Genomic DNA, 22,780 nt, shown 5'->3' with positions numbered 1-22,780 from the left:
CTGGCCCGACCGCCACCGGACGTTCGGCGTGCGTTCGCCCACACCTACTGCGCCGATGCGCGGAGTGCGGTTGTATGACAAGTGGGCACGCGCACACCCGACACAGGACCAAGGGCCCTCGTCAGTTCCGCGTGCCTGAAGGAAGGCTGACACCGCGCCGGTGGCAAGCCGGAATCACGACTGGGGAGCGCGCGCATGAGCACGACGACGTCGGCACGCAACACGTGGCAGACCGGGAGCGGGGCGGTGGTCGACGCCGAGACGGTGACGCGCATCGACCAGTGGTGGCGAGCCGCGAACTACCTCTCGGTGGGGCAGATCTACCTCCTGGACAACCCGCTCCTGCGAGAGCCGCTCACGCGTGACCACGTCAAGCCGCGACTCCTCGGCCACTGGGGCACCACCCCGGGCCTGAACTTCCTGTACGCGCACCTGAACCGCGCGATCGCGGAGCGCGAGCAGTCGACCATCTATGTCACGGGTCCGGGACACGGCGGCCCGGGTCTCGTCGCGAGCGCCTATCTCGACGGCACGTACTCGGAGTACTACTCGGACATCACCGAGGACACCGAGGGCATCCACCGCCTGTTCCGGCAGTTCTCGTTCCCGGGTGGCATCCCCAGCCACGTCGCACCCGAGACGCCGGGCTCGATCCACGAGGGCGGCGAGCTGGGCTATGCGCTGAGCCACGCCTACGGAGCCGCGTTCGACAACCCCGACCTGCTCGTCGCGACCGTCATCGGCGACGGCGAGGCGGAGACCGGTCCGCTGGCCACCAGCTGGCACTCGAACAAGTTCGTCAACGTCGAGAACGACGGTGTCGTGCTGCCGATCCTGCACCTCAACGGGTACAAGATCGCGAACCCGACCGTGCTGGCGCGCATCCCCGACCACGAGCTCGAGTCGCTCATGGTGGGCTACGGGCACAAGCCGCACATGTTCGTCGCGGGCTTCGACGACGAGTCGCACGAGGACATCCACCGCAGGTTTGCGACGCTGCTGGACGAGGTGCTCGACGAGATCGCGGAGATCAAGCGCAGTGCGCACGCCGGCAACGAGCAGCGCCCGCAGTGGCCCATGATCGTCTTCCGCACGCCCAAGGGCTGGACCGGGCCCGACTACATCGACGGCAAGAAGACCACCGGGTCCTGGCGGGCCCACCAGGTGCCGCTGGCCAACGCCCGGGACACGCCCGAGCACCTGGACGTGCTGCGACAGTGGCTCGAGTCCTACAAGGTGAACGAGCTGTTCGACGACGAGGGCCGGCTGCACGACGACATCCGCTCGCTCGCGCCGACCGGCCACCTGCGGATGAGCGACAACCCGCACGCCAACGGCGGGCTGCTGCTCAAGGACCTGCGCCTGCCGGACTTCCGCGAGTACGCGGTCGACGTGCCGGTGCCCGGCGGCTCCATGAGTGAGGCGCCGCGCGTGCTGGGCGACTGGCTCACGGACGTCATCCGCCTCAACCCCCACAACTTCCGGATCTTCGGGCCGGACGAGACGGCGTCGAACCGGCTGCAGTCGGTGTTCCAGACCACCGACAAGCAGTGGAACGCCGAGTTCTTCGGAGCCGACGTCGACGAGCACCTGGCGCGTGCCGGGCGCGTGCTCGAGATGCTCAGCGAGCACCAGTGCCAGGGCTGGCTCGAGGGCTACCTGCTGACCGGCCGGCACGGCCTGTTCAACTGCTACGAGGCGTTCATCCACATCATCGACTCGATGTTCAACCAGCACGCCAAGTGGCTGAAGGTCACGAACGACATCCCGTGGCGCCGCCCGATCGCGAGCCTCAACTACCTGCTGTCCAGCCACGTCTGGCGTCAGGACCACAACGGCTTCAGCCACCAGGACCCGGGGTTCATCGACCACGTGGTCAACAAGAAGGCCGAGGTCGTCCGCGTCTACCTGCCGCCGGACGCCAACACCCTGCTCTCGACGTACGACCACTGCCTGCGCAGCCGGCAGTACGTCAACGTGGTCGTCGCGGGCAAGCAGCCGGCGCCCAACTTCCTGACCATGGACCAGGCGATCGCGCACTGCACGCGCGGTCTGGGCATCTGGGACTGGGCGGGCTCAGAGGTGCCCGGCGAGAAGCCGGACGTCGTCCTCGGCTGCGCCGGTGACGTGCCGACGCTCGAGGTGCTGGCGGCGGCGGACATCCTGCGCCGCGAGCTGCCCGAGCTGAAGGTCCGCGTCATCAACGTGGTCGACCTCATGCGCCTCCAGGACGCGCGAGAGCACCCGCACGGGCTGTCGGACGCGCAGTTCGACGGTCTGTTCACCGCCGACCGACCGGTGATCTTCGCGTACCACGGGTACCCGTGGCTCATCCACCGGCTCACCTACCGCCGCCACGGCCACAACAACATCCACGTGCGCGGCTACAAGGAGGAGGGCACGACCACGACGCCGTTCGACATGGTCATGCTCAACCACCTCGACCGGTTCCACCTGGTCATCGACGTCATCGACAACGTGCCGTCCCTCGGCAGCTCGCAGGCCAACCTGCGGCAGAAGATGGTGGACGAGCGCCTGCGTGCCCGCGAGTACACCCGTGCGTTCGGCGACGACCCGCCCGAGGTCAAGGAGTGGGTCTGGCCCGACGCGGCCGACGCCGCCGACGAGGGCCAGGTCGCCGCGACGCTGTCGACCGGCGGTGACAACGAGTAGCAACACCCCCACGTCCGTGGGGCGGGCGCCGCTGCCCGCCCCACGGTCTGCTCCACACCCGAACCACCGCATCGGAGACGCCCATCGTGGCCCGCAGCATCTACGTCACCTCCCCTGAGGGGGACTCCGGCAAGTCCATGGTCGCGCTCGGCCTGGTCGACCTGCTGGCCCGCACCGTCCAACGGGTCGGGGTGTTCCGCCCGGTGGCCCGGTCCACGGAGGTCCGCGACTACGTGCTCGAGCTCCTGCTCCACCACGACGGTGTCGACCTCACCTACGACGAGTGCGTCGGGGTGACGTACGAGCAGGTGCTGCACGACCCCGAGGCGGCGCTCGCGCAGATCGTGTCCCGGTACCACGACGTCGAGCGACGGTGCGACGCCGTCGTCGTGGTCGGCACCGACTACACGGACGTCGCCGGCCCGACGGAGCTCGCCTACAACGCCCGCATCGCCGCGAACCTCGGCGCGCCCGTGGTGCTCGTGATCAACGGCAGCCACCGCAAGCCGGCCGTCATCGCCCAGGTCGCCGACGTGGTGGTCACCGAGATGCATGCCAACCACGCCCAGGTGGTCTCCGTCGTCGCCAACCGCTGCGCCCCCGGGTCTGTCAGCAGCGTCCGCGACGCCCTGCGCGGCGGCACCGGGCTGCCGTCGTGGGCAGTGCCGGAGAACCCGCTGCTCACCGCCCCGACCGTCCGGCAGCTGTCCGAGGCGGTGCGCGGGACCCTGATCGCGGGCGACGAGTCGCTGCTGTCGCGCGAGGTGCTCGACGTCATCGTCGGCGCCATGTCCATCGAGCACCTGCTGGGCAAGCTCACGGACGGGTCGGTCGTCATCACGCCGGGCGACCGGTCGGACGTGCTGCTCGGCCTCCTGATGGCGCACCAGGCCGACGGGTTCCCGTCGCTCGCGGGGATCATCCTCAACGGCGGCTTCCGCCCGGCGCCGCAGATCGCGCGCATGGTGAACGGGCTCGGGAGCCGGCTGCCGATCCTGTCCACGGAGCTGGGGACCTTCCGGTCGGCCAGCGCGGTCGGGGACACGCACGGGCGCCTGACGGCCGACTCGCAGCGCAAGGTCGACACGGCCCTGTCGCTGTTCGAGCAGCACGTGGACGGTGCGGCCCTCCTGGCCGCGCTGGACGTGGAGCGCCCCGAGGTGGTCACCCCGCTGATGTTCGAGTTCGCGCTGCTGGACCGGGCCCGCGCCGACCGCCAGCACGTGGTGCTCCCCGAAGGTGGCGACGACCGGATCCTGCGCGCCGCGTCGACCCTGCTGCAGCGCGGCGTCGCGGACATCACGATCCTCGGCGACGAGTCCGCGATCCGCGCTCGGGCCACGGAGCTGGGCCTCGACCTCGACGCCGCGGCGATCATCGACCCGCGGGACGGCGAGCTGCTCGAGCGGTTCGCGGTCGAGTACACCGAGATGCGCAAGCACAAGGGCATGACCGTGGACCGGGCGCGAGAGATCGTCTCCTCGGTGTCGTACTTCGGCACGATGATGGTCCAGCTGGGGCTGGCCGACGGCATGGTCTCCGGGGCTGCGCACACCACGGCCCACACCATCAAGCCGTCGTTCGAGATCATCAAGACCAGCCCGGGCGTCTCCAGCGTGTCGAGCGCGTTCCTCATGTGCCTGGAGGACCGGGTGCTCGTCTACGCCGACTGCGCCGTCATCCCGGACCCGACCGCGGAACAGCTGGCGGACATCGCGATCTCGTCGGCGGGCACCGCGGCGCAGTTCGGCATCGAGCCGCGGATCGCGATGCTGTCCTACTCCACGGGCGAGTCGGGCTCGGGCGCGGACGTGGAGAAGGTCCGCACGGCGACCGCGCTGGTCCGCGAGCGCCGGCCGGACCTGTCGGTCGAGGGGCCGATCCAGTACGACGCCGCCGTCGACGCCTCCGTGGCCAAGACGAAGATGCCGGACTCGGCGGTGGCCGGGCGGGCGACGGTCTTCGTGTTCCCCGACCTGAACACCGGCAACAACACGTACAAGGCGGTGCAGCGCTCGGCGGGCGCCGTCGCCATCGGCCCCGTCCTGCAGGGTCTGCGCAAGCCGGTCAACGACCTGTCGCGCGGCGCCCTGGTGCAGGACATCGTCAACACCGTGGCGATCACGGCCATCCAGGCGCAAGCAGAGGACCACTCATGACCGTGACCGCACCGTCCCACCCCGGTTCCGTGCTGGTCGTGAACTCGGGCTCGTCGTCGATCAAGTACCAGCTGGTCGACCCCGTGGGCGGCGACGCGATCGCCTCCGGCATCGTCGAGCGGATCGGCGAGGACCAGGGCTCCGTCCGGCACACCTATGCCGGCAGCACGACCGAGCGCACGGACCCGGTACCCGACCACGGCGCCGGCCTGCGGGCGGTGCTCGCGCTGTTCGACGAGGTCGGTCCGGACCTCGCTCGCGCTCACGTGGTCGCGGTCGGCCACCGCGTCGTGCACGGCGGGGCGGTCTTCGACTCCCCGGTCGTCGTCGACGACGAGGTCGTCGCCCAGATCGACGCCCTCTCCCCGTTGGCGCCGTTGCACAACCCGCCCAACCTCACCGGCATCCAGGTGGCCCGCGAGCTGCTGCCGGACGTGCCCCACGTCGTCGTGTTCGACACCGCCTTCTTCCGCACGCTGCCCGAGGCGGCCGCCACGTACGCGATCGACCGTGAGGTCGCGCGCGAGCACGGGGTGCGCCGGTACGGGTTCCACGGGACGTCGCACCAGTACGTGTCCGGCAAGGTCGCGCGCGTGCTCGGCCGTCGGCCCGAGGACCTCAACCAGATCGTGCTGCACCTGGGGAACGGGGCGTCCGCGTCGGCGGTCCGCGGCGGCGTCGCCGTCGAGACGTCGATGGGCATGACCCCGCTCGAGGGCCTGGTCATGGGCACCCGGTCCGGCGACCTCGATCCCGCCGTGCTCATCCACCTGCAGCGCAACGCGGGGCTCTCGGTCGACGAGGTGGACGACCTGCTCAACCGCCGCTCCGGGCTCAAGGGCCTGGCGGGCGAGAACGACTTTCGCGAGCTGCACAAGCTGGTCGACGCGGGCGACGAGGGAGCGGTGCTCGCGCTCGACGTGTACCTCCACCGGTTGCGCAAGTACGTCGGCGCCTACGCCGCGGTTCTCGGCCGGGTGGACGTCATCACGTTCACGGCGGGGGTCGGGGAGAACGACGACATCGTCCGTGCCCGCGCGCTCGAGGGGCTGGAGCCGCTGGGCATCGCCGTCGACCCCGCACGCAACGCGGGCCGCAAGAAGGAGCCGACGGTCATCTCCCCGGACTGGACCAGCACCCTCGTGATGGTCGTCCCGACGAACGAGGAGCTGGCGATCGCCCGGCAGGCGCTCTCGACGATCGAGGCCGCCGGCTTCGAGGGCACGAGCGACGAGTCGGACCCGGCCCCGGCGGCCACGGGCCACGCCTGACGGCTGAACCCGCCAGCGTCAGCGGCGGGCGCTACGACAGGTGGAGCTTCTTCATCGTGCGCAGGACCTCCGTGAAGACGCGGGGCCAGGTGTCCGTGCCCAGGTCGAACATGCGATGGAGGCCCACCCCCGGGCCGCCGAGGACGCCGTGCGCGCCGTGCTGGACCCCGACAGTCTGCACGCGGGTGGTCGCCCAGAGGCCTTCACGGCCGTGCCTGCTGCCGATGCCCGACGCACCGACGCCACCCTGCGGTGCACCGACCGACCCCCAGGTGGCGACGTAGCCCTCGTTGACGTTGACGGTCCCGACCCGGACCCGCGCGGCGATCGCGGCGCCACGACGGGTGTCCGCGGTCCAGATGCTCGCGTTCAGGCCGAGGTCGCTGTCGTTCATCGCCGCGACCGCCTCGTCGTCAGAGGCGACCCGATAGATGCTCACGACCGGCCCGAACGTCTCCTCGCGCGCCAGCCGGGCCTCGTCCGGTACGTCCGTCAGGATGGTCGGCTCGTAGAACCACGGCCCGAGGTCGGCGCGGTGGACGGCTCCGGTGAGCACCGTCGCGCCGTGCCCGACGGCATCCTCGACGTGCTCGACGACGGTGGCCAGCTGCGCCGCCGACGTCAGCGAGCCCATGTCCGAGCGGTAGTCGAGCCCCGACCCGAGCCGCACCTCGCGGGTCCGTCGGACGAAGGCCGCCGTGAACTCGTCGGCCACGTCCTCGTGCACGTAGATCCGCTCGATGCTCACGCAGACCTGCCCGGCGCCGACGAAGCACGCGCGCACGGCCCCTTCGGCGGCGACCTCGACGTCCACGTCCTCCGCGACGTACATCGGGTTCTTGCCGCCGAGCTCCAGGGTCGCCGGCACCAGCCGCTCCCCCGCGTGCGCGGCGACGACCCGGCCCGTGCGGGTCGACCCGGTGAAGCTCACGTGGTCGACGTTCTCGACGACGGCCGCCCCGACGGTCGGCCCGTCGCCGACGACCACCTGCAGGAGCCCGTCGGGAAGCCCGGCCTCCTCCAGCAGCTCCGCGGCCCACAGCGAGGTGAGCGCCGTCTGCGGGTCGGGCCGCAGGACGACGGCGTTGCCCGCGACGAGCGCGGGCAGCACGTCGCCGAGCGTCAGCGTCAACGGGAAGTTCCAGGGTGCGACGATCCCGACGACGCCCACCGGGTGCCGCAGCACGCGCACGCTGGTCAGCCCGGGGAGCAGTCCCGGTACCCGGCGGGGCGCGAGGTACCGGCCGGCGCGCGCGGCGTAGTGCCGGGCGACCAGGGCGATGTCACTGACCTCCTCGAACGCCGAGACCCGCGCCTTGCCGGACTCCAGCTGGATGAGGTCGAGCACCTCGCTCTGGCGCTCGAGCACCAGGTCGTGCACGCGGGACAGCACCGCGGTCCGGACGCGCAACGGTCGGGCCGCCCAGAGCCGCTGCGCGGCCCGGGCGTTCTTCGCGGCACGGACGACGTCGTCCGGCGTGGACAGCGGGATGGCGGCGATGGGGCTGCCGGTGAACGGGGCGTGCGACGTGAACGCTCCTGCGCCGGGCGAGGAGACCACCCGCCGCAGCAGCGGCCGGATGTCGTCCGGCTCGAGCACGTACGTCGCGAGCGGGTCGGTCTCAGGGTCGTGAAGCTCGATGTGTCCCGGGTCGTGCGCCATACCGGCGAGAGTACGCGCGGCCCCGCGAGAACCCGGCCGCTACACGCCCAACGTCTCCCGCACCTCCGCATGGAGCAGTCCCACCACGGCCGCGCGCCCCTCGGCTGCCGACGGTGCCGCGAGCGCGGCGGCCGCCATCGTGGCGCACTCGGCGCTGGTGTGGTTCCGCAGCGCGTACCGGACGGCGGGGACGGCCCCGGCGGACATGGACAGGCTGGTCACGCCGAGCCCGACCAGCACCAGCGCGAGCACCGGGTCGGACGCGGACTCCCCGCAGACGCCGACGGGCTTGCGCGCCCGCTCGCCCGCACGGGCGGTCGCGTCCACCAGGTCGAGGACGGCCGGCTGCCACGGGTCGAGCAGGTCGGCCAGCTCACCGCGCAGGCGGTCGGTGGCCATCGTGTACTGCGCGAGGTCGTTGGTGCCCAGGGAGACGAAGTCCACCTCGGCGAGGATCTCCTGCGCGCGCAGGGCGGCCGCGGGCACCTCGATCATCACGCCGACGGTCGCGACTCCCGCCGCACGCGCCCGGGTGGCGAACGCGCGTGCCTCGGCCGCGGTGGCGATCATGGGCGCCATGACCCAGGGCGTGGTCCCCGTCTCGGCCTGCGCGTGCGCGAGGGCCCTGAGCTGGGTGTCCAGGAGCTCGGGATGGGTGCGCACCAAGCGGTAGCCGCGCACACCCAGGGCCGGGTTCTCCTCGTCGGGCTGCGTCGCGAACGCCAGCGGCTTGTCCGCGCCGGCGTCGAGCGTGCGGACGACGACCTTGCGGTCACCGAACGAGCGCAGCACCCGCGCGTAGGCGGCGGTCTGCGCCTCCTGCGTCGGCGCCGTCGTGCTCTCCAGGAACAGCACCTCGGTCCGGAACAGACCGACGCCCTCGACCCCGCCGCCGGCGACGCGTGCGGCGTCCTCGGCGGTACCGATGTTGGCCAGCAGCGCGACCGCGCGGCCGTCTGCGGTGGCCCCGGCGGCCGTGTCCGACGCCAATGTCTTCTCAAGTACCGCGCGCCGCTCCAGCTCGGCGCGCTGGGCGGCGTCCGGGTCGACCGTGACGGTGCCGTCGGCAGCATCGACGGCGACGTCCGCGCCGTCCGCGAGCGACGTGGCACCGGCGACCCGCACGATGCAGGGCAGTCCCAGCTGGCCGGCGATGATCGCGGTGTGGCCCGTGGGGCCGCCGAGCTCCGTGACGATCGCGAGGACGTTGGCCAGGTCGAGCGCGGCCGTGTCCGCGGGCGCGAGGTCCTTGGCGACGATCACGGACGGTCGGTCCAGCGACGGCACGCCCGGCGCAGGCAGCCCCATCGCGGCTGCCACCACGCGGTCGCGCACGGACCGCAGGTCGGTGACGCGTTCCGCGAGGTAACCGCCGGCCTGCTCGAACATCGTCGCGAACATCTCCACGATGCCGTCGATCGCGCTGACCACCGGCTCGCCCGCGTCGATGCGGGTCAGCACCTGGCTGCGCAGCGCGCGGTCGTCGGCCATCTGCGCGGTGGCCGCCAGGACGTCCTTCACTGTGCCCGTGGACCGGCTCGACTGCTCGCGCAGCCCGGCGGCCACGTCGGCGAACGCCTGCTCGACGGCGGCGTGCGCGGTCGGGATGTCCGCGGCGACCCCGTCGACCAGCAGCGGGGCGTCCGCGGCGACGTGCGGCGCCGGCCGGACCTGCGCGACCGGTCCGACGACGGCTCGTCGACCGACCCCGACGCCCTGCAGCACCTGGTGCAGCGTTGCCGAGCTCATGACGCTTCCTCCGCGTCCAGGTCTGTCGCCAGGAGGTCGACCAGCCCGTCGAGCGCGGCGTCGGCCCCCTCGCCCTCGGCGGTCAGGGTGACCTCCTCGCCGCTGGGGACGCCCAGCGACATGACGAACAGGATGCTGCCGGCGTCCACCGGCTCCCCGCCGGGGCGGGCGATGGTGACGGGCAGCCCGGTCTCGGCGACAGCCTGCGTGAACAGCATCGCGGGGCGGGCGTGCAGGCCGACGCGGGACGCGACGGCGACGGTGCGCTGGGGCATGACGGTTCTCCGTTCAAGGGTCCGGCATCGACGCCGGACGGGTGCGGGATCAGGCAGCGGTGGCGACGAGCGCCTGGGCGTCGGCGGCCTGCTCGGCCTTGACGATCTCGTTGGGCTTGGCGCCCTTGAGGACGACCACGAGTCCGGCGGTGATCACCAAGCCGACCGCGACGGCCATGAGGAACCCGAGCGGGTTCGAGATGAGCGGCAGCACCCAGATGCCACCGTGCGGCGCGCGCTGGCCGGAGCCGACGGCCATGACGAGGGCACCGGTGACGCTCGAACCCACCAGCGAGGACACGATGACGCGCCACGGGTCGGCGGCCGCGAACGGGATCGCGCCCTCGGAGATGAACGAGAGGCCCAGCAGCCAGGCGGCCTTGCCGTTCTCCTGCTCGGCGTGCGTGAACAGCTTCTTGCGGACGGTCGACGCCAGCGCCATGGCCAGCGGGGCGACCATGCCGGCGGCCATGACCGCGGCCATGATCTGGTACTGGACGGCGTCGGTGGCGAGCCCCTCGGTCGCCAGACCGGTGACCGCGAACGTGTAGGCCACCTTGTTGATCGGCCCACCGAGGTCGAAGCCCATCATCGCGCCGAGCAGGGCGCCGAGGAGCACGAGGTTGGCGCCGGACAGGCTGTTCAGCCAGTCGCTCAGGCCCGTCATGAGGCTCGCGATCGGCTGCCCGATGATGAGGAACATCACGAGCCCGACGGCGAACGTGGACAGCAGCGGGATGACGACCACCGGCATCACGCCACGGACGCCCTTGGGCACCTTCCAGCGGCTGATCCACAGGGCCAGGAACCCGGCCATGAAGCCGGTGACCAGGCCACCGAGGAAGCCGGCGCCGACGGCGACCGAGATCGCGCCACCGACGAAGCCGGGCACCAGGCCGGGCCGGTCGGCGATCGCGTAGGCGATGAACCCGGACAGCACCGGGACCAGGAACCCGAAGGCGACCACGCCGGTCTGGAAGAGCAGCGCCGCCCAGTCCATGCCGCTGGTCACCACGAAGTCGTTCAGCAGGTGCGAGACCGGGATGCTCGTGACGGCGACGACACCCTCGCTGCCACCGGCGAACTGGGCGACCATGAACCCCAGGGCGATGAGGATCCCGCCCGCGGCGACGAACGGGATCATGTACGAGACACCCGTCATGAGCCACTGCCGGATCTTGGTGCCGACGCCGGCGTTCCGGTCGACCTTCGTCACCGGGGCTGCCGCGGGCGCAGCCGGACCACCGGCGGGGACTCCCGCCTCGACCGCGGCGACTGCCGCGGCGATGACGCCCGGGGCGTCGTGCACGGCCTTCTTCACGCCGACGTCGATGAACGGCTTGCCGGCGAAGCGCTCCTTGTCCTTGACCTCGAGGTCCGCGGCGTAGATGACGCCGTCCGCCGCGGCGATGATCGCGGGATCCAGCGGCGTGGAGCCGGCGGCGCCCTGCGTCTCGACGTGGACCTCGTGCCCGGCGGCCTTGCCGGCCTGCTCGAGGGCCTCGGCGGCCATGTAGGTGTGCGCGATGCCTGTGGGGCAGGACGAGACGGCGACGAGCTTCATGAGGGGACCACCTCTCGGGTGACGATCTCCGCGACGGTGGCCGCGTCGGGGGCCTCCTTCAGGGACGTGCGGAAGGACTCGTGGACGAGGCGGCGGGCGAGCGCCGCGAGGATCTTGAGGTGGTCGCCGTCACCCGCGTCGGGTGCGGCGATGAGGAAGACCAGGGTCGCGGGACCGTCGGGAGCGCCGAAGTCGACGCCCGCCGGCACCTTGCCGACCGCGAGGCTCGGGACGGTGACGTGGCTGGACCGGGCGTGCGGGAGCCCGATCCCGCCCGGCATGCCGGTGGCCATCTGGGCCTCGCGGGCACGCACGTCGGCGTGGAAGCCGTCGGCGTCGGTGACGCGGCCTGCCGCGTACAGCAGGTCGATCAGCTGGCGGGTCGCGTCGTCGCGGTCCGTGGCGACCAGGTCGACGGCGACCAGGTCCGGGGTGATCAGGGGGGTGCTCACGTCACAGCTCCTTGAGGGCGAGTCGGGGATCGGGGTTCTCCACGACCCGGACGGCGTCCAGGTCGATGTCGGGGGGGCCGGGGACGGCGGTGCCGGGTAGCAGGACGGCCGCCCGGCCGAAGGCGACCGCCGTGCGCAGGCGGTCGGCAGGTGACCCGTGGGCGATCAGGAAGCCGGCGAGCGTCGAGTCGCCCGCGCCGACGGTGGACAGCGGCACGAGCGCGGGACCGCCGGCCCACCAGACGCCGTCGGCCAGGACGAGCAGTGCGCCGTGCGCGCCGAGGCTCACCAGCACGGCCCGGGTGCAGGCCGCGATGACCTCACGGGCCGCGTCGACGACGTCGCCCACGGTCGTCAGCTCGCGGCCGACGAGCTCGGCGAGCTCCTCGTCGTTGGGCTTCACCAGAGTGAGTCCCCCCTGCCGCACGGCCCGGGTCAGCGGGACGCCGGAGGTGTCGAGGACGAAGGGCACCCGGAAGCGGGCCGCCAGGCCGGCCACCTGGACGAAGAACGTCTCCGGTGCACCGAGCGGCAGGCTGCCTGCGCACACCAGCGCACCGGGCTGCGTCGCCAGCTGCGACTCGAGCGCGGCGAGCAGCGCCTCGACCTCGTCGGGAGTCAGCCTCGGCCCCGGGGCGTTGATCTTGGTGGTGACTCCCGAGCCCTCCACGAGGGTGAGGTTGCTGCGGGTGTGGTCGATGAGCGGGACCCCGAGGGTCGGCACGTCGATGTCGGCCAGCATCTCGACCAGGCGAGCGCCGTCGGCACCACCGGTCGGCAGCACCGCGAGGGTCGGGACGCCGTGGCGGACCAGCACGCGGGAGACGTTGATGCCCTTGCCGCCGGGGTGCAGGTGGCCGCCGTGGGCGCGGTTGACCTCGCCCACTCGCAGCCGGTCCACCTCCAGCGCCCTGTCCAGGCTCGGGTTCGGGGTCAGCGTGATGATCATGCGGTCACCACCCGCGGGCCGGCGGCCTCGAGCTCCTCGACGAGCTCCGGCTCCACTCCGCTGTCCGTGATGATCGTGTCCACCAGCGACAGCGGCACGACGTGCGCGAACTCGACGCGGCCGATCTTCGAGTGGTCCGTGAGGACGACGGTGCGCCGGGCGTTGGCGACGAGCGCCCGCTTGACCGCAGCCTCCGCGAGGTCCGGGGTGGTCAGCCCGTGCTCGACGCTCAGCCCGTTGGTGCCGAGGAACGCGACGTCGGCGTGGATGTCGGCCAGCTCGCGCTCTGCCCACGAGCCGACGGCGGCGAGCGTCCGGCCACGCACCGTGCCGCCGACGAGGTGCAGCGTGATGTTCGGCCGCATCGCCAGCACCATCGCGACGGGCAGGGCGTGGGTGACGACCGTGAGCTCGCGGTCCGACGGGAGGAGCTCGGCGAGGCGGACGGTGGTGGTGCCGGCATCGAGGATCACGGCGCCGCCGTCGGGGAGCTCCTCGAGCGCGGCCTTGGCCACCCGCTCCTTCTCACCCGCGAACCTGGTCTCCCGGTCCGCGACGCCGGGCTCGAACCCGAGCCGCTCGACGGGGATCGCGCCACCGTGCACCCGGCGGACCAGCCCGTGGCGCTCGAGCACCGTGAGGTCGCGGCGGATGGTCTCGGGGGTGACGTCGAGGTCCTCGGCCAGCCGGTTCACGTCGACCCGGCCATCGGCGCGTGCCGTGGCGAGGATCTGCTGGTGCCGCTCGGGTGCGTACACATCGACTCCGTCGTCCCTGCGCGCCGGTCTGACTCCGGCGTCCACTTCGTCCAGGGTGCGCCCGATCTCATGCCTATGTCAAGACATACGGACACATTCGGAGACATTCAAATGTTGATACGGGCACATTCGCTGGTCACACGCACCCGGCGATCTGGTCCGGACATGCAAAGACGCCCGGGTGCGCCCGTCTTGGGCGCCCCTGGGCGTCGTCGCGATCTGGTCAGTACGGCTGGTACGGACTCACCACGACCTCGACCCGCTGGAACTCCTTGAGGTCCGAGTAGCCAGTCGTCGCCATCGCGCGACGGAGCGCGCCGATGAGGTTGAGCGTGCCGTCGGCGGTGTGTCCCGGGCCGAACAGGATCTGCTCCAGCGACCCGGCGGTGCCGACCTCGACCCGCTCCCCGCGCGGCAGCTGCGGGTGGTGCGCCTCGGGCCCCCAGTGCCAGCCGCGGCCGGGCGCCTCGGTCGCGCGGGCCAGCGCCGCACCGAGCATGACCGCGTCCGCACCGCACGCGACCGCCTTGACCAGGTCGCCCGAGCGGCCCACGCCACCGTCGGCGATGACGTGCACGTACCGGCCGCCGGACTCGTCGAGGTAGTCCCTGCGCGCGGCGGCCACGTCGGCCACGGCCGACGCCATCGGCGCGTGGATGCCCAGCGACAGCCGCGTCGTGTGCGCCGCACCACCGCCGAAGCCGACGAGGACGCCCGCAGCCCCGGTGCGCATGAGGTGCAGCGCTGCCGTGTACGTCGACGCGCCGCCGACGATGACCGGGACGTCGAGCTCGTAGATGAACCGCTTGAGGTTCAACGGCTCCACGCGGCCGGACACGTGCTCCGCCGAGACCGTGGTGCCGCGGATCACGAAGAGGTCGACCCCGGCGTCGACCACGGTGCGCCAGAACTCGTTGGTGCGCTGCGGCGACAGGGCGCCCGCCACGGTCACGCCGGCGGCGCGGACCTCCTTGAGACGCGCGGTGATCAGCTCGGGCTGGATCGGTGCCGCGTAGATCTCCTGCATCCGCGCGGTGGCACGCGCGCTGTCGAACGTCGCGATCTCCGCGAGCAGGGGCGTCGGGTCCTCGTACCGCGTCCACAGCCCCTCGAGGTCGAGGACACCGAGCCCGCCGGCCTTGCCGAGAGCGACCGCCGTGGCGGGGCTCATCACCGAGTCCATGGGGGCCGCGATGATCGGCAGGTCGAAGTGGTAGGCGTCGATCTGCCAGCCGACCGAGACCTCCTCGGGGTCACGGGTCCGCCGTGACGGGACGACCGCGACGTCGTCGAAGGAGTAGGCCCGGCGTCCGCGCTTGCCGCGGCCGATCTCGATCTCGTTGCTCACCGGGCAAGGCTACCGGGGTGCGGCCCCGGTCCCCGATCCCGCGGCACGCGGAGCATCCTCCGCGGCAATGTCAGAACCCGGTGCGAGCCTGGTGGCAGCACGAGCACAGAAGGAGCACCACGAGATGAGCTGGACGGACGGGCCGCTGCTCGGCTTCGACACCGAGACCACGGGTGTCGACGTCGACCACGACCGCATCGTCACCGCAGCCCTCGTCCGCCGCGACGCGTCCGGCACCCACGTCCGTAGCTGGCTGATCAACCCCGGCGTCCCCATCCCGGAAGCGGCGGCCGCCATCCACGGCGTGAGCACCGAGCACGCCCGCGAGCACGGCCGCCCGCCGCGCGAGGCGCTGGAGGAGATCGCCACCGACCTGGCCGAGGCCCTGCGCGACGGCGTGCCGGTCGTCGCCTACAACGCGTCGTTCGACCTGTGCCTGCTCGACGCGGAGCTGCGACGGCACCGCCTCAAGACCCTGCCCGACCGCCTGTGCAGCGACGCCCGCCCTGTCATCGACCCGCTCGTGCTCGACCGCGCGGAGGACCGGCTGCGTCAGGGCAAGCGCAAGCTCGTCGACCTGTGCGGGTACTACCAGGTGGTCGAGTCCGGGAACCTGCACACGGCCGACGTCGACGTCGTCGCGACGCTCGATGTGCTCGAGCGGATCGTCGGACGGTTCCCGCACCTCGCCACGCTCGACCTGGACACGCTGCACGAGTACCAGTCGACAGCGCACCAGGCGTGGGCCGAGAGCTTCAACGCGTGGCGCGCCGAGCAGGGCTTCGACGGACCCGGGGCGTCGGACGTCTGGCCCACGCGCGAGCCCGTCGGCACGCTGTGGTGAGACGCTCGTCATATCGCCTCTGAGTTCGACGGACGGCCAGAGCGAGGATCTGATCGATTCGACGACACGCTCCGGAGTGGCAATATCTCATCGATGAGTTAACGTCGTCGCCATGACGACGACCATCACCCCGGTCCCGACGAGCACCGGATCGTTCCCGGTCATCCAGGACCCGCTCGCGCACGTCGGCTCCCTCGTCCGCTCGGCGCGCCAGCACCGGGGCCTCACGCAGGCCCAGCTGGCGGAGCGCCTCGCCACCAGCCAGTCGGCGATCCACCGCATCGAGCAGGGCGCCCAGAACGTCAGCCTCGAGATGCTCACCCGCATCGGTGCCGCGCTCGACTCCCCCATCGTCACGCTCGGCGGCCCCCAGCGCACCCACCTGCGCGTGCAGGGCGGCCAGACGCTGAGCGGCCGGATCGACGTCAACACCAGCAAGAACGGCGCCGTCGCCCTGCTGTGCGCGTCGCTCCTCAACCGTGGCACCACCCGGCTGAGGAACGTCGCCCGCATCGTCGAGGTGGACCGGATCGTCGAGGTGCTGCGGTCCGTCGGCGTCCGCGCCACCTGGTCGACGGACGGCCGGGACCTCGAGATCGTCGCCCCGCTGCACCTCGACCTGGCCGCCATCGACGTCGACGCCGCCCGCCGCACCCGGTCGATCATCATGTTCCTGGGGCCGCTGCTCGGGCTCGAGGACGAGTTCCGGCTCCCGTACGCGGGCGGGTGCGACCTCGGCACGCGGACGGTCGAGCCGCACCTGATCGGCCTGCGACCCTTCGGCCTGGACGTCACCGCGACCGCCGGCGACTACCACGGCCTCGTCACCCGGGGCGGCGCACAGGACCTCTCGATCGTCCTCACCGAGCGGGGCGACACGGTGACGGAGAACGTCATCATGGCCGCCGCCGGCCGTGAGGGCATCACGACCATCCGCAACGCGAGCCCGAACTACATGGTCCAGGACCTGTGCTTCTACCTCGAGCTGCTCGGGGTGCGGATCGACGGCATCGGCACCACGACCCTGCGCGTGCACGGCCTGGCGACCATCGACGCGGACGTCGAGTACGCCGTGTCCGAGGACCCGGTGGAGGCGATGAGCCTGCTCACCGCCGGGATCGTCACCGGCTCCGAGATCACCGTCGGCCGCGTGCCGATCGAGTTCATGGAGATCGAGCTGGCGACCCTCGCGGAGATGGGCCTGCGCTACACGCTCTCCGGCGAGTACTCCGCCGCCAACGGTCGCACCCGCCTGGTCGATGTGACCGTCCACCCGAGCGACCTGCGCGCACCGATCGACAAGATCCACCCGATGCCGTTCCCCGGGCTGAACATCGACAACCTGCCGTTCTTCGTGGCGATCACCGCGTGCGCCGAGGGCTCCACGCTGATCCACGACTGGGTCTACGAGGGCCGCGCCATCCACCTCACCGACCTCACGCGGCTCGGCGCAGACGTCCGGCTCCTCGACGCCCACCGCCTCCAGGTCAGCGGCCCGACGCACTGGTCGGGCGCCGAGGTCTCGTGCCCGCCCGCCCTGCGTCCCGCGGTCGTCATCCTGCTCGCGATGCTCGCCGCCAAGGGCACCTCGGTGCTGCGCGACGTCGACATCATCGCCCGTGGCTACGAGCAGCTCCAGGACCGCCTGGTCGAGCTCGGGGCCCAGATCGAGACGTTCCGCGACTAGGAGTCCTCGTCCGCCAGGTGCGCGGCGAGCCCGGCCATCGTGCCAGCACAGTATTGACGGGCACCTGGCCGAGATGGCGACGGCGCCGGACCGCGGAACCGCGTGGACAGGATGGTCGGAACGCTGCCGCTACTGCCCTGAGAGGTCACGGCCGAGCCGGAACGTGAACTCCTGCGCGTCGTCGCCGACCGGAGCACCGTCGTCGTCGGTGACAGCCAGCACGGCCAGACCCGCCTCGCGGGCGAGCGCCCGGAAGCCCGCCGGCGTGTGCCAGTGCAGCAGCCAGACGCGGTCCACGAGCTCGACTCCGGCCGCCGTCTCGCGCTCGTATCGCAGCAGGGTCCGGCGCGTCCGGGTCGCGGCGTCCCAGTCCTCGTCGATCACGCCCACGCGGATCGTCGCGTCGTCGGTCACCACCGACCGGAACTCGCCGAGCTGGTCGGCGGACGTGGGGGCGGGGACGAACAGCGGGACCAGCGCGGTCCCGTCGCCGGTGAGGTGCGCGTGGATCGCCCGCAGCGCGCGCACGGCGATCTCATCGGTGGCGAGCAGGTTGAACGTGGCCCCGGCCAGGAAGATCGAGCGGTACCGCCGGGGCAGGTCGAGGTCCTCGATGCGCTGCTGGTAGACGGTGGCGGACAGCCCGCGGGCCGCAGCGGATGCGCGGAGCCGGTCGAGCATGTCCGCCGAGGAGTCCACGCCGTCGACGTCGAGCCCGAGTGCGCGCAGGTCGAGCAGCGGGTCGCCGTCCCCGCAGCCGAGCTCGAGCGCGGGCTCTCCGGACGAGGCTATGAACGACGCGTACCGCGCCGGGTCGGCGGTGAACGACCGCAGCGGCGAGTACAGGTCGGCGACGAGCCCGGTGTAGAAGTCCGCCGGCTCCGTCACCGACGGCTCAGCGGCCGGTGTAGTTGGGCGCCTCGACGGTCATCTGGATGTCGTGCGGGTGGGACTCCTTGAGCCCTGCCGCCGTGATCCGGATGAACTTCCCGCGGTCCTGCAGCTGCGGGATGGTGTGCGCCCCGACGTAGAACATCGACTGGTGCAGCCCACCGATCAGCTGGTGCGCGACGGCGGACAGCGGCCCGCGGTACGGCACCTGACCCTCGATGCCCTCGGGGACGATCTTCTCGTCGGAGGAGACGTCGGCCTGGAAGTACCGGTCCTTCGAGTACGAGATCCGGCCGCGGGACGCCATCGCGCCGAGCGATCCCATCCCGCGGTAGTGCTTGAACTGCTTGCCGTTGACGAACACGAGCTCGCCGGGTGACTCGTCGCAGCCGGCCAGCAGCGAGCCGAGCATCACGGTGTCGGCGCCGGCGACCAGGGCCTTGGCGATGTCCCCGGAGTACTGCAGACCACCGTCACCGATGACCGGGACCCCGGCCGGCTTGCACGCGCGGGCGGCGTCGTAGATGGCGGTGACCTGCGGGACGCCGACCCCGGCGACGACGCGGGTGGTGCAGATGGAGCCCGGTCCGACACCCACCTTGACGGCGTCGACCCCCGCGTCGACGAGCGCCTGCGCGCCAGGGGTCGTCGCGACGTTGCCGCCGATGACCTGGACATGGCGGGTCGACGGGTCGGACTTGAGCTTGCGGACCATGTCGAGCATCAGTCGCGCGTGGCCGTTGGCCGTGTCGACGACGAGTGCGTCGACACCGGCCTCCACCAGCGCGGAAGCCCGCTCCCAGGCGTCCCCGAAGAAGCCGATGGCGGCGCCGACGACGAGCCGCCCCTCGCCGTCCTTCGTCGCGTCCGGGTACTGCTCGGACTTCACGAAGTCCTTGACCGTGATGAGGCCGCGCAGGATCCCCGCCTCGTCGACGAGCGGCAGCTTCTCGATCTTGTGCTTGGCCAGCAGCGCCGCGGCGTCGTCGCGCGCGATGCCGACAGGCGCGGTGACCAGCGGCATCGGCGTCATGATGTCGCGGACGCGGCGCGTCTCGAAGTCGCCGGGAGGCACGAAGCGCAGGTCGCGGTTGGTGATGATGCCGAGCAGCAGCCCGTTCTCCGCGATGACCGGCAGGCCGGACACGCGGTAGATGCCGCACAGGTGGTCCAGCTCCGCGAGCGTCGCGTCCGGCGACACCGTGACCGGGTCGGTGATCATCCCGGACTCGGAGCGCTTGACCAGGTCGACCTGGTGGGCCTGGTCCTCGATGGAGAGGTTGCGGTGCAGGATCCCGACACCGCCCTGACGTGCCATGGCGATGGCCATGCGGGACTCGGTCACGGTGTCCATCGCCGCGGACAGCAGCGGGACGCGCACGGTGATCTCGCGCGTCAGGCGCGAGGAGGTGTCCACCTCGCTCGGGATGACGTCTGTCTCCCCCGGCAGGAGGAGCACGTCGTCGTAGGTGAGCCCGATGCGGGCGAACGGGTCGGCAGGCGAGTGCTCCGTCATCCGGCAAGGATACGCGGGCGCACGCGTGGTGAAGTCCCTACTGGATCAGGCCCCGGCGCAGCCCGATGGCGACCGCCTGAGCGCGGTCGTTGGCACCGAGCTTGCGGAAGAGCCGGCGCGCATGGGTCTTGACCGTGTCCTCGGACAGGTAGAGCTCGGCACCGATCTGGGCGTTCGACCGCCCGTGGCTCATGCCGGTGAGGACCTCGATCTCGCGCTTGGTCAGCGGGACGCCCGGGATGGCGCCCGTGGTCGGCACCCCGACCGGGGCACCGTTCGCGTCCGGAGCGGGGACCGCGGGGTTGCCGTTCGACGGCGCCCGGAGGTCCCCGGACCGGAAGCTGCCCTGGCTGGGCACGTCCATCGACGGACGCAACGGGGGGTGTGCCGGGAGCACGGGGCTGGCCATCACGTGGGCGGCCACCGCGGATAGCTCGGCGCGGCCGACGTCGGGCGCGAGGAAGCCGCGCGCCCCGAGGGCGAGTGCCCGGTCGAGCGCCACCGTGTCGTCGGGCAGCGCGAGCAGCACGATCGCTGCCGACGGCGCGACCGCGCGCAGGCGACGGATCGCCTCGATCGCACCGGGCGCGGGCAGGTGCGCATCCAGCAGCACCACCGTCGGCGGCGTCCGCCGCGCGAGGCTCAACAGCTCGTCCACCGACGACGCCGCCCGCACCGGACCGAGCGCGGGCACCCCGATGGAGGTCACGACGAGTCGCTCTCGAACGACCGCCGAGCCGTGACAGACCACGACTCCCGCCATGTTGTTTCCCCTCTCGGGCCCGAGCGGGCCACACCTGAGTCCTATCGGCCGAGGATCACGCCGAAGTTAGCCGGAACGGTGAACCTTGCTCGCCACGAGCGGGGCTTCGTCCACCTGTGCCCCCCGTGAGTGGTATGTCTCCCCCGCTCGCCGGCAAGATCACCCGTCCGCGCTCGCAGTCGCCACGGCGAGCACCTCGTGCAGCAGCCCCGTGAACGTCCGTGCCCGGTGGACGGAGCGGCCGAGCGGGACCGCTCCCGCGGCCCGGTCGGGCACCATGACGAACTGCGGGAGGTCCGGCTGCTCGCTCGCCAGCCGGTCCACCACCTCCAGGTCGGCGTCGATGCGCTCCCCGAGCGTGACCACGGCCCGCGCCCGGGTCATGGCGGTGAGCTCGACCGCATGGTGCGGGCCCACGGGCCCTCCGACGATGCGTGCGTCGACGCCCTGCGCCGCCAGCGCGCCGGCGAGGACGTGCGCGACGAGCGGCCGGGCCTCGCGCGCGGCGACCAGCACCAGGACGACCGGTCGACGTCCGACACCGAGGGTCACGGGCCGGCTCCGCAGGGCGGCGAGCACGCCGGCGTGGACCGCGTGTGTCGCGTCGACCCCGGGCGGATCGACGACCGTGCGCCGGGCGAGGGCGGCGAGGACAGGCTCGACGAGACTCGTCCACCAGAGCACGACGTCCGGGCTCTCGTCGAGCGTGAGCAGACGGGCGCACCGCGCCACGTCCCCTGCGAGAGCCGCGTCGACCACCGCGGTCGGCGTCGTGGGCGCCGCGTCCATGGTGCTCACGGCGGGTCCGGCGACGACGTCGGACGCGAGCGCGATCCGCGCGGACTCCGACGGCGCCACGCCGTCGAGCGTGAGCCGGCGCATGATCAGCAGCCGTTCCACGTCGGTGGCCGAGTAGCGGCGGTGCGCGCCCGCGGAGTGCTCGGACGGTCCGAGGCCGTACCTGCGGTCCCAGGTGCGCAGCGTCGCGGGAGCGACACCGAGGCGACGGGCGACGGCGGCGACGGCGAGCGCGGGCGTCGGCGTCGCCGCCGGTTCGTCGTCGTCGCGCGTCACCATGGCGCGATTCTGCCAGGCCGGCGCGATTCGGCCCGATGTACGCGTGTCGCTGCCGACACGCCGACCTGCGGCGACATTGGCAATCGCGCCATCACACGAACGTGTGACACGGTCTTGAACAACTTCTGGCGCGGTTGTAACGTCCTCTCCAACGCGTCATCCACCGGTGGACCTCACCGGACGTCCGTGTTCACGACTTCCCGGCACAGCCGCCTCCCGCGGCCCGTGGCGGATCGACTGAGGAGGAACTGATGGCCGAGATCTCGCGCCTTCCCGGACCGGTGATGGACCTGTGGGAATGGCAGTTCGACGGTGCCTGCCGCGACGCGGACCAGGACCTGTTCTTCCACCCCGAGGGCGAGCGCGGATCCGCTCGCCGCCGCCGCGCCGAGGCCGCCAAGGCCATCTGCGCGACCTGCCCGGTGATCAAGGAGTGCCTCCAGCAGTCGCTGGCCGTCCGCGAGCCGTACGGCGTCTGGGGCGGACTCTCCGAGGACGAGCGGGCCGCCGTCCTCGCGCAGCGTGGCCGCGCCGTCCGCACGGGCTGACCCGCACTCTCGGCCCCCTCACCGTCGGCACGATCGGGGAGGGGGCCGTGGTCTGTCCGGGCCCGAGACCCCGGAAGGCCCCCACGGCAGCTGCCGTGGGGGCCTTCCGGTCGAGCGGGGCGCTAGCGCCCCTCAGCTCACTTGACGACGATCGCGAGGATGTCGCGCGCCGAGAGGATGAGGTACTCCTCGCCGTCGTACTTGACCTCGGTGCCGCCGTACTTGGAGTAGATCACCTTGTCGCCGACGGCGACGTCGAGCGGGATCCGGTTGCCGTTGTCGTCGACACGGCCGGGTCCGACCGCCTGGACCTCGCCCTCCTGGGGCTTCTCCTTGGCGCTGTCCGGGATGACGAGACCGAACGAGGTCGTCGCCTCTGCCTCGATCGTCTTGACGACGATCCGGTCCTCGAGGGGCTTGATGGAGACCGACACAGCGGACCTCCCCTTCGCATGTGAGTAGTTCTCTGAGGTTCGTGCGCGCTGTCAGACCACGTCGTCGCGGGTGCCGTGGCCTGGAGCGCAGCTGGCACACTCACCGGGAGAGTGCCAGCCATCACTCTAGGAACCGGTTAGCACTCGGTCAAGGCGAGT

Annotated in this window: 19 protein-coding genes; 6 read left to right on the top strand and 13 right to left on the bottom strand. The window is 71.9% G+C overall.

Features of this window, described 5'->3' with window-relative positions; all coding sequences use genetic code 11:
- Positions 1–195 precede the first annotated feature (195 nt).
- The 3 genes from ASG23_RS09495 (at position 196) to ASG23_RS09485 (ending at position 6,103) form a co-directional block, all read left to right on the top strand.
- Positions 196–2,673 (top strand): phosphoketolase family protein, encoded by a 2,478-nt coding sequence (locus tag ASG23_RS09495; RefSeq protein ID WP_056023577.1) that lies wholly within the window; start codon positions 196–198, stop codon positions 2,671–2,673.
- Positions 2,674–2,759: 86 nt separating this feature from the next.
- Positions 2,760–4,832 (top strand): phosphate acetyltransferase, encoded by a 2,073-nt coding sequence (pta, locus tag ASG23_RS09490; protein WP_056023574.1) that lies wholly within the window; start codon positions 2,760–2,762, stop codon positions 4,830–4,832.
- On the top strand, positions 4,829–6,103 hold the full coding sequence (locus ASG23_RS09485; protein WP_082516028.1) for an acetate/propionate family kinase: 1,275 nt from the start codon (positions 4,829–4,831) through the stop codon (positions 6,101–6,103). Before pta ends, ASG23_RS09485 begins: the two co-directional genes overlap by 4 nt.
- A gap of 31 nt (positions 6,104–6,134) precedes the next feature.
- Here the strand turns inward: ASG23_RS09485 and ASG23_RS09480 are convergent, their stop codons facing one another.
- The 8 genes from ASG23_RS09480 to ASG23_RS09445 all read right to left on the bottom strand — a co-directional run bounded on the left by ASG23_RS09480 (position 6,135) and on the right by ASG23_RS09445 (position 14,861).
- Positions 6,135–7,766, bottom strand: a complete 1,632-nt coding sequence (locus ASG23_RS09480) for a succinic semialdehyde dehydrogenase (protein WP_056023571.1) — start codon at positions 7,764–7,766, stop codon at positions 6,135–6,137.
- Between the two features lie 39 nt (positions 7,767–7,805).
- The gene (ptsP, locus tag ASG23_RS09475; protein ID WP_056023568.1) at positions 7,806–9,515 is read right to left on the bottom strand and encodes a phosphoenolpyruvate--protein phosphotransferase; all 1,710 of its coding nucleotides are present in this window, start codon (positions 9,513–9,515) and stop codon (positions 7,806–7,808) included.
- Positions 9,512–9,790, bottom strand: coding sequence for an HPr family phosphocarrier protein (locus tag ASG23_RS09470; RefSeq protein ID WP_056023565.1), 279 nt, complete (start codon positions 9,788–9,790; stop codon positions 9,512–9,514). The genes ptsP and ASG23_RS09470 overlap by 4 nt, the downstream gene beginning before the upstream one ends.
- Before the next feature lie 49 nt (positions 9,791–9,839).
- Positions 9,840–11,354 (bottom strand): PTS fructose transporter subunit IIC, encoded by a 1,515-nt coding sequence (locus tag ASG23_RS09465; protein WP_056023562.1) that lies wholly within the window; start codon positions 11,352–11,354, stop codon positions 9,840–9,842.
- A complete protein-coding gene (locus ASG23_RS09460) occupies positions 11,351–11,806 on the bottom strand; it encodes a PTS sugar transporter subunit IIA (RefSeq protein ID WP_056023560.1) in 456 nt (151 codons plus the stop codon). The genes ASG23_RS09465 and ASG23_RS09460 overlap by 4 nt, the downstream gene beginning before the upstream one ends.
- A gap of 1 nt (position 11,807) precedes the next feature.
- Positions 11,808–12,755: a 1-phosphofructokinase gene (gene pfkB, locus ASG23_RS09455; protein ID WP_056023557.1), complete on the bottom strand. Its 948-nt coding sequence runs from the start codon at positions 12,753–12,755 to the stop codon at positions 11,808–11,810.
- Positions 12,752–13,513: a DeoR/GlpR family DNA-binding transcription regulator gene (locus ASG23_RS09450; protein WP_056023554.1), complete on the bottom strand. Its 762-nt coding sequence runs from the start codon at positions 13,511–13,513 to the stop codon at positions 12,752–12,754. Before ASG23_RS09450 ends, pfkB begins: the two co-directional genes overlap by 4 nt.
- Before the next feature lie 223 nt (positions 13,514–13,736).
- Positions 13,737–14,861 carry a GuaB3 family IMP dehydrogenase-related protein gene (locus ASG23_RS09445; protein WP_056023551.1) on the bottom strand — a complete coding sequence of 375 codons (1,125 nt, stop codon included), beginning with the start codon at positions 14,859–14,861 and terminating at the stop codon, positions 13,737–13,739.
- 124 nt (positions 14,862–14,985) lie between these two features.
- Here ASG23_RS09445 and ASG23_RS09440 point away from each other — a divergent pair, with 124 nt between their 5' ends.
- Positions 14,986–15,705, top strand: a complete 720-nt coding sequence (locus tag ASG23_RS09440) for an exonuclease domain-containing protein (protein WP_056023548.1) — start codon at positions 14,986–14,988, stop codon at positions 15,703–15,705.
- Between the two features lie 112 nt (positions 15,706–15,817).
- The gene (locus tag ASG23_RS09435) at positions 15,818–17,392 is read left to right on the top strand and encodes a helix-turn-helix domain-containing protein (RefSeq protein WP_056023545.1); all 1,575 of its coding nucleotides are present in this window, start codon (positions 15,818–15,820) and stop codon (positions 17,390–17,392) included.
- 129 nt (positions 17,393–17,521) lie between these two features.
- Here the strand turns inward: ASG23_RS09435 and ASG23_RS09430 are convergent, their stop codons facing one another.
- The 4 genes from ASG23_RS09430 to ASG23_RS09415 form a co-directional block, all read right to left on the bottom strand.
- Positions 17,522–18,280 (bottom strand): class I SAM-dependent methyltransferase, encoded by a 759-nt coding sequence (locus ASG23_RS09430; protein ID WP_056023542.1) that lies wholly within the window; start codon positions 18,278–18,280, stop codon positions 17,522–17,524.
- Positions 18,281–18,287: 7 nt separating this feature from the next.
- A complete protein-coding gene (gene guaB, locus ASG23_RS09425) occupies positions 18,288–19,799 on the bottom strand; it encodes an IMP dehydrogenase (protein ID WP_056023539.1) in 1,512 nt (503 codons plus the stop codon).
- 37 nt (positions 19,800–19,836) lie between these two features.
- Positions 19,837–20,508, bottom strand: a complete 672-nt coding sequence (locus tag ASG23_RS09420; RefSeq protein WP_442856815.1) for a response regulator transcription factor — start codon at positions 20,506–20,508, stop codon at positions 19,837–19,839.
- Positions 20,509–20,721: 213 nt separating this feature from the next.
- Positions 20,722–21,639, bottom strand: a complete 918-nt coding sequence (locus ASG23_RS09415) for a MerR family transcriptional regulator (RefSeq protein ID WP_056023533.1) — start codon at positions 21,637–21,639, stop codon at positions 20,722–20,724.
- Positions 21,640–21,890: 251 nt separating this feature from the next.
- Here ASG23_RS09415 and ASG23_RS09410 point away from each other — a divergent pair, with 251 nt between their 5' ends.
- Positions 21,891–22,187 carry a WhiB family transcriptional regulator gene (locus tag ASG23_RS09410; RefSeq protein ID WP_056023530.1) on the top strand — a complete coding sequence of 99 codons (297 nt, stop codon included), beginning with the start codon at positions 21,891–21,893 and terminating at the stop codon, positions 22,185–22,187.
- Between the two features lie 137 nt (positions 22,188–22,324).
- On the opposite strand, the gene groES is transcribed toward ASG23_RS09410, so the two are convergent.
- Entirely contained in the window at positions 22,325–22,621 is a 297-nt protein-coding gene (gene groES, locus ASG23_RS09405) for a co-chaperone GroES (RefSeq protein WP_056023526.1), read from the bottom strand.
- Positions 22,622–22,780: the final 159 nt, after the last annotated feature.

The sequence above is a fragment of the Cellulomonas sp. Leaf395 genome, assembly GCF_001424125.1.
Lineage (GTDB): Bacteria > Actinomycetota > Actinomycetes > Actinomycetales > Cellulomonadaceae > Cellulomonas.
The sequence above is the reverse complement of the archived record's forward strand: the minus strand, read 5'-3'. Positions and strand labels throughout refer to the sequence as shown.

Coding starts and splice junctions, on each gene's coding strand:
- ASG23_RS09495 (WP_056023577.1), top strand. CDS start 196: ATGAGCACGACGACGTCGGCACGCAACACGTGGCAGACCGGGAGCGGG.
- ASG23_RS09485 (WP_082516028.1), top strand. CDS start 4,829: ATGACCGTGACCGCACCGTCCCACCCCGGTTCCGTGCTGGTCGTGAAC.
- ASG23_RS09480 (WP_056023571.1), bottom strand. CDS start 7,766: ATGGCGCACGACCCGGGACACATCGAGCTTCACGACCCTGAGACCGAC.
- ptsP (WP_056023568.1), bottom strand. CDS start 9,515: ATGAGCTCGGCAACGCTGCACCAGGTGCTGCAGGGCGTCGGGGTCGGT.
- ASG23_RS09470 (WP_056023565.1), bottom strand. CDS start 9,790: ATGCCCCAGCGCACCGTCGCCGTCGCGTCCCGCGTCGGCCTGCACGCC.
- ASG23_RS09465 (WP_056023562.1), bottom strand. CDS start 11,354: ATGAAGCTCGTCGCCGTCTCGTCCTGCCCCACAGGCATCGCGCACACC.
- pfkB (WP_056023557.1), bottom strand. CDS start 12,755: ATGATCATCACGCTGACCCCGAACCCGAGCCTGGACAGGGCGCTGGAG.
- ASG23_RS09440 (WP_056023548.1), top strand. CDS start 14,986: ATGAGCTGGACGGACGGGCCGCTGCTCGGCTTCGACACCGAGACCACG.
- ASG23_RS09435 (WP_056023545.1), top strand. CDS start 15,818: ATGACGACGACCATCACCCCGGTCCCGACGAGCACCGGATCGTTCCCG.
- guaB (WP_056023539.1), bottom strand. CDS start 19,799: ATGACGGAGCACTCGCCTGCCGACCCGTTCGCCCGCATCGGGCTCACC.
- ASG23_RS09415 (WP_056023533.1), bottom strand. CDS start 21,639: ATGGTGACGCGCGACGACGACGAACCGGCGGCGACGCCGACGCCCGCG.
- ASG23_RS09410 (WP_056023530.1), top strand. CDS start 21,891: ATGGCCGAGATCTCGCGCCTTCCCGGACCGGTGATGGACCTGTGGGAA.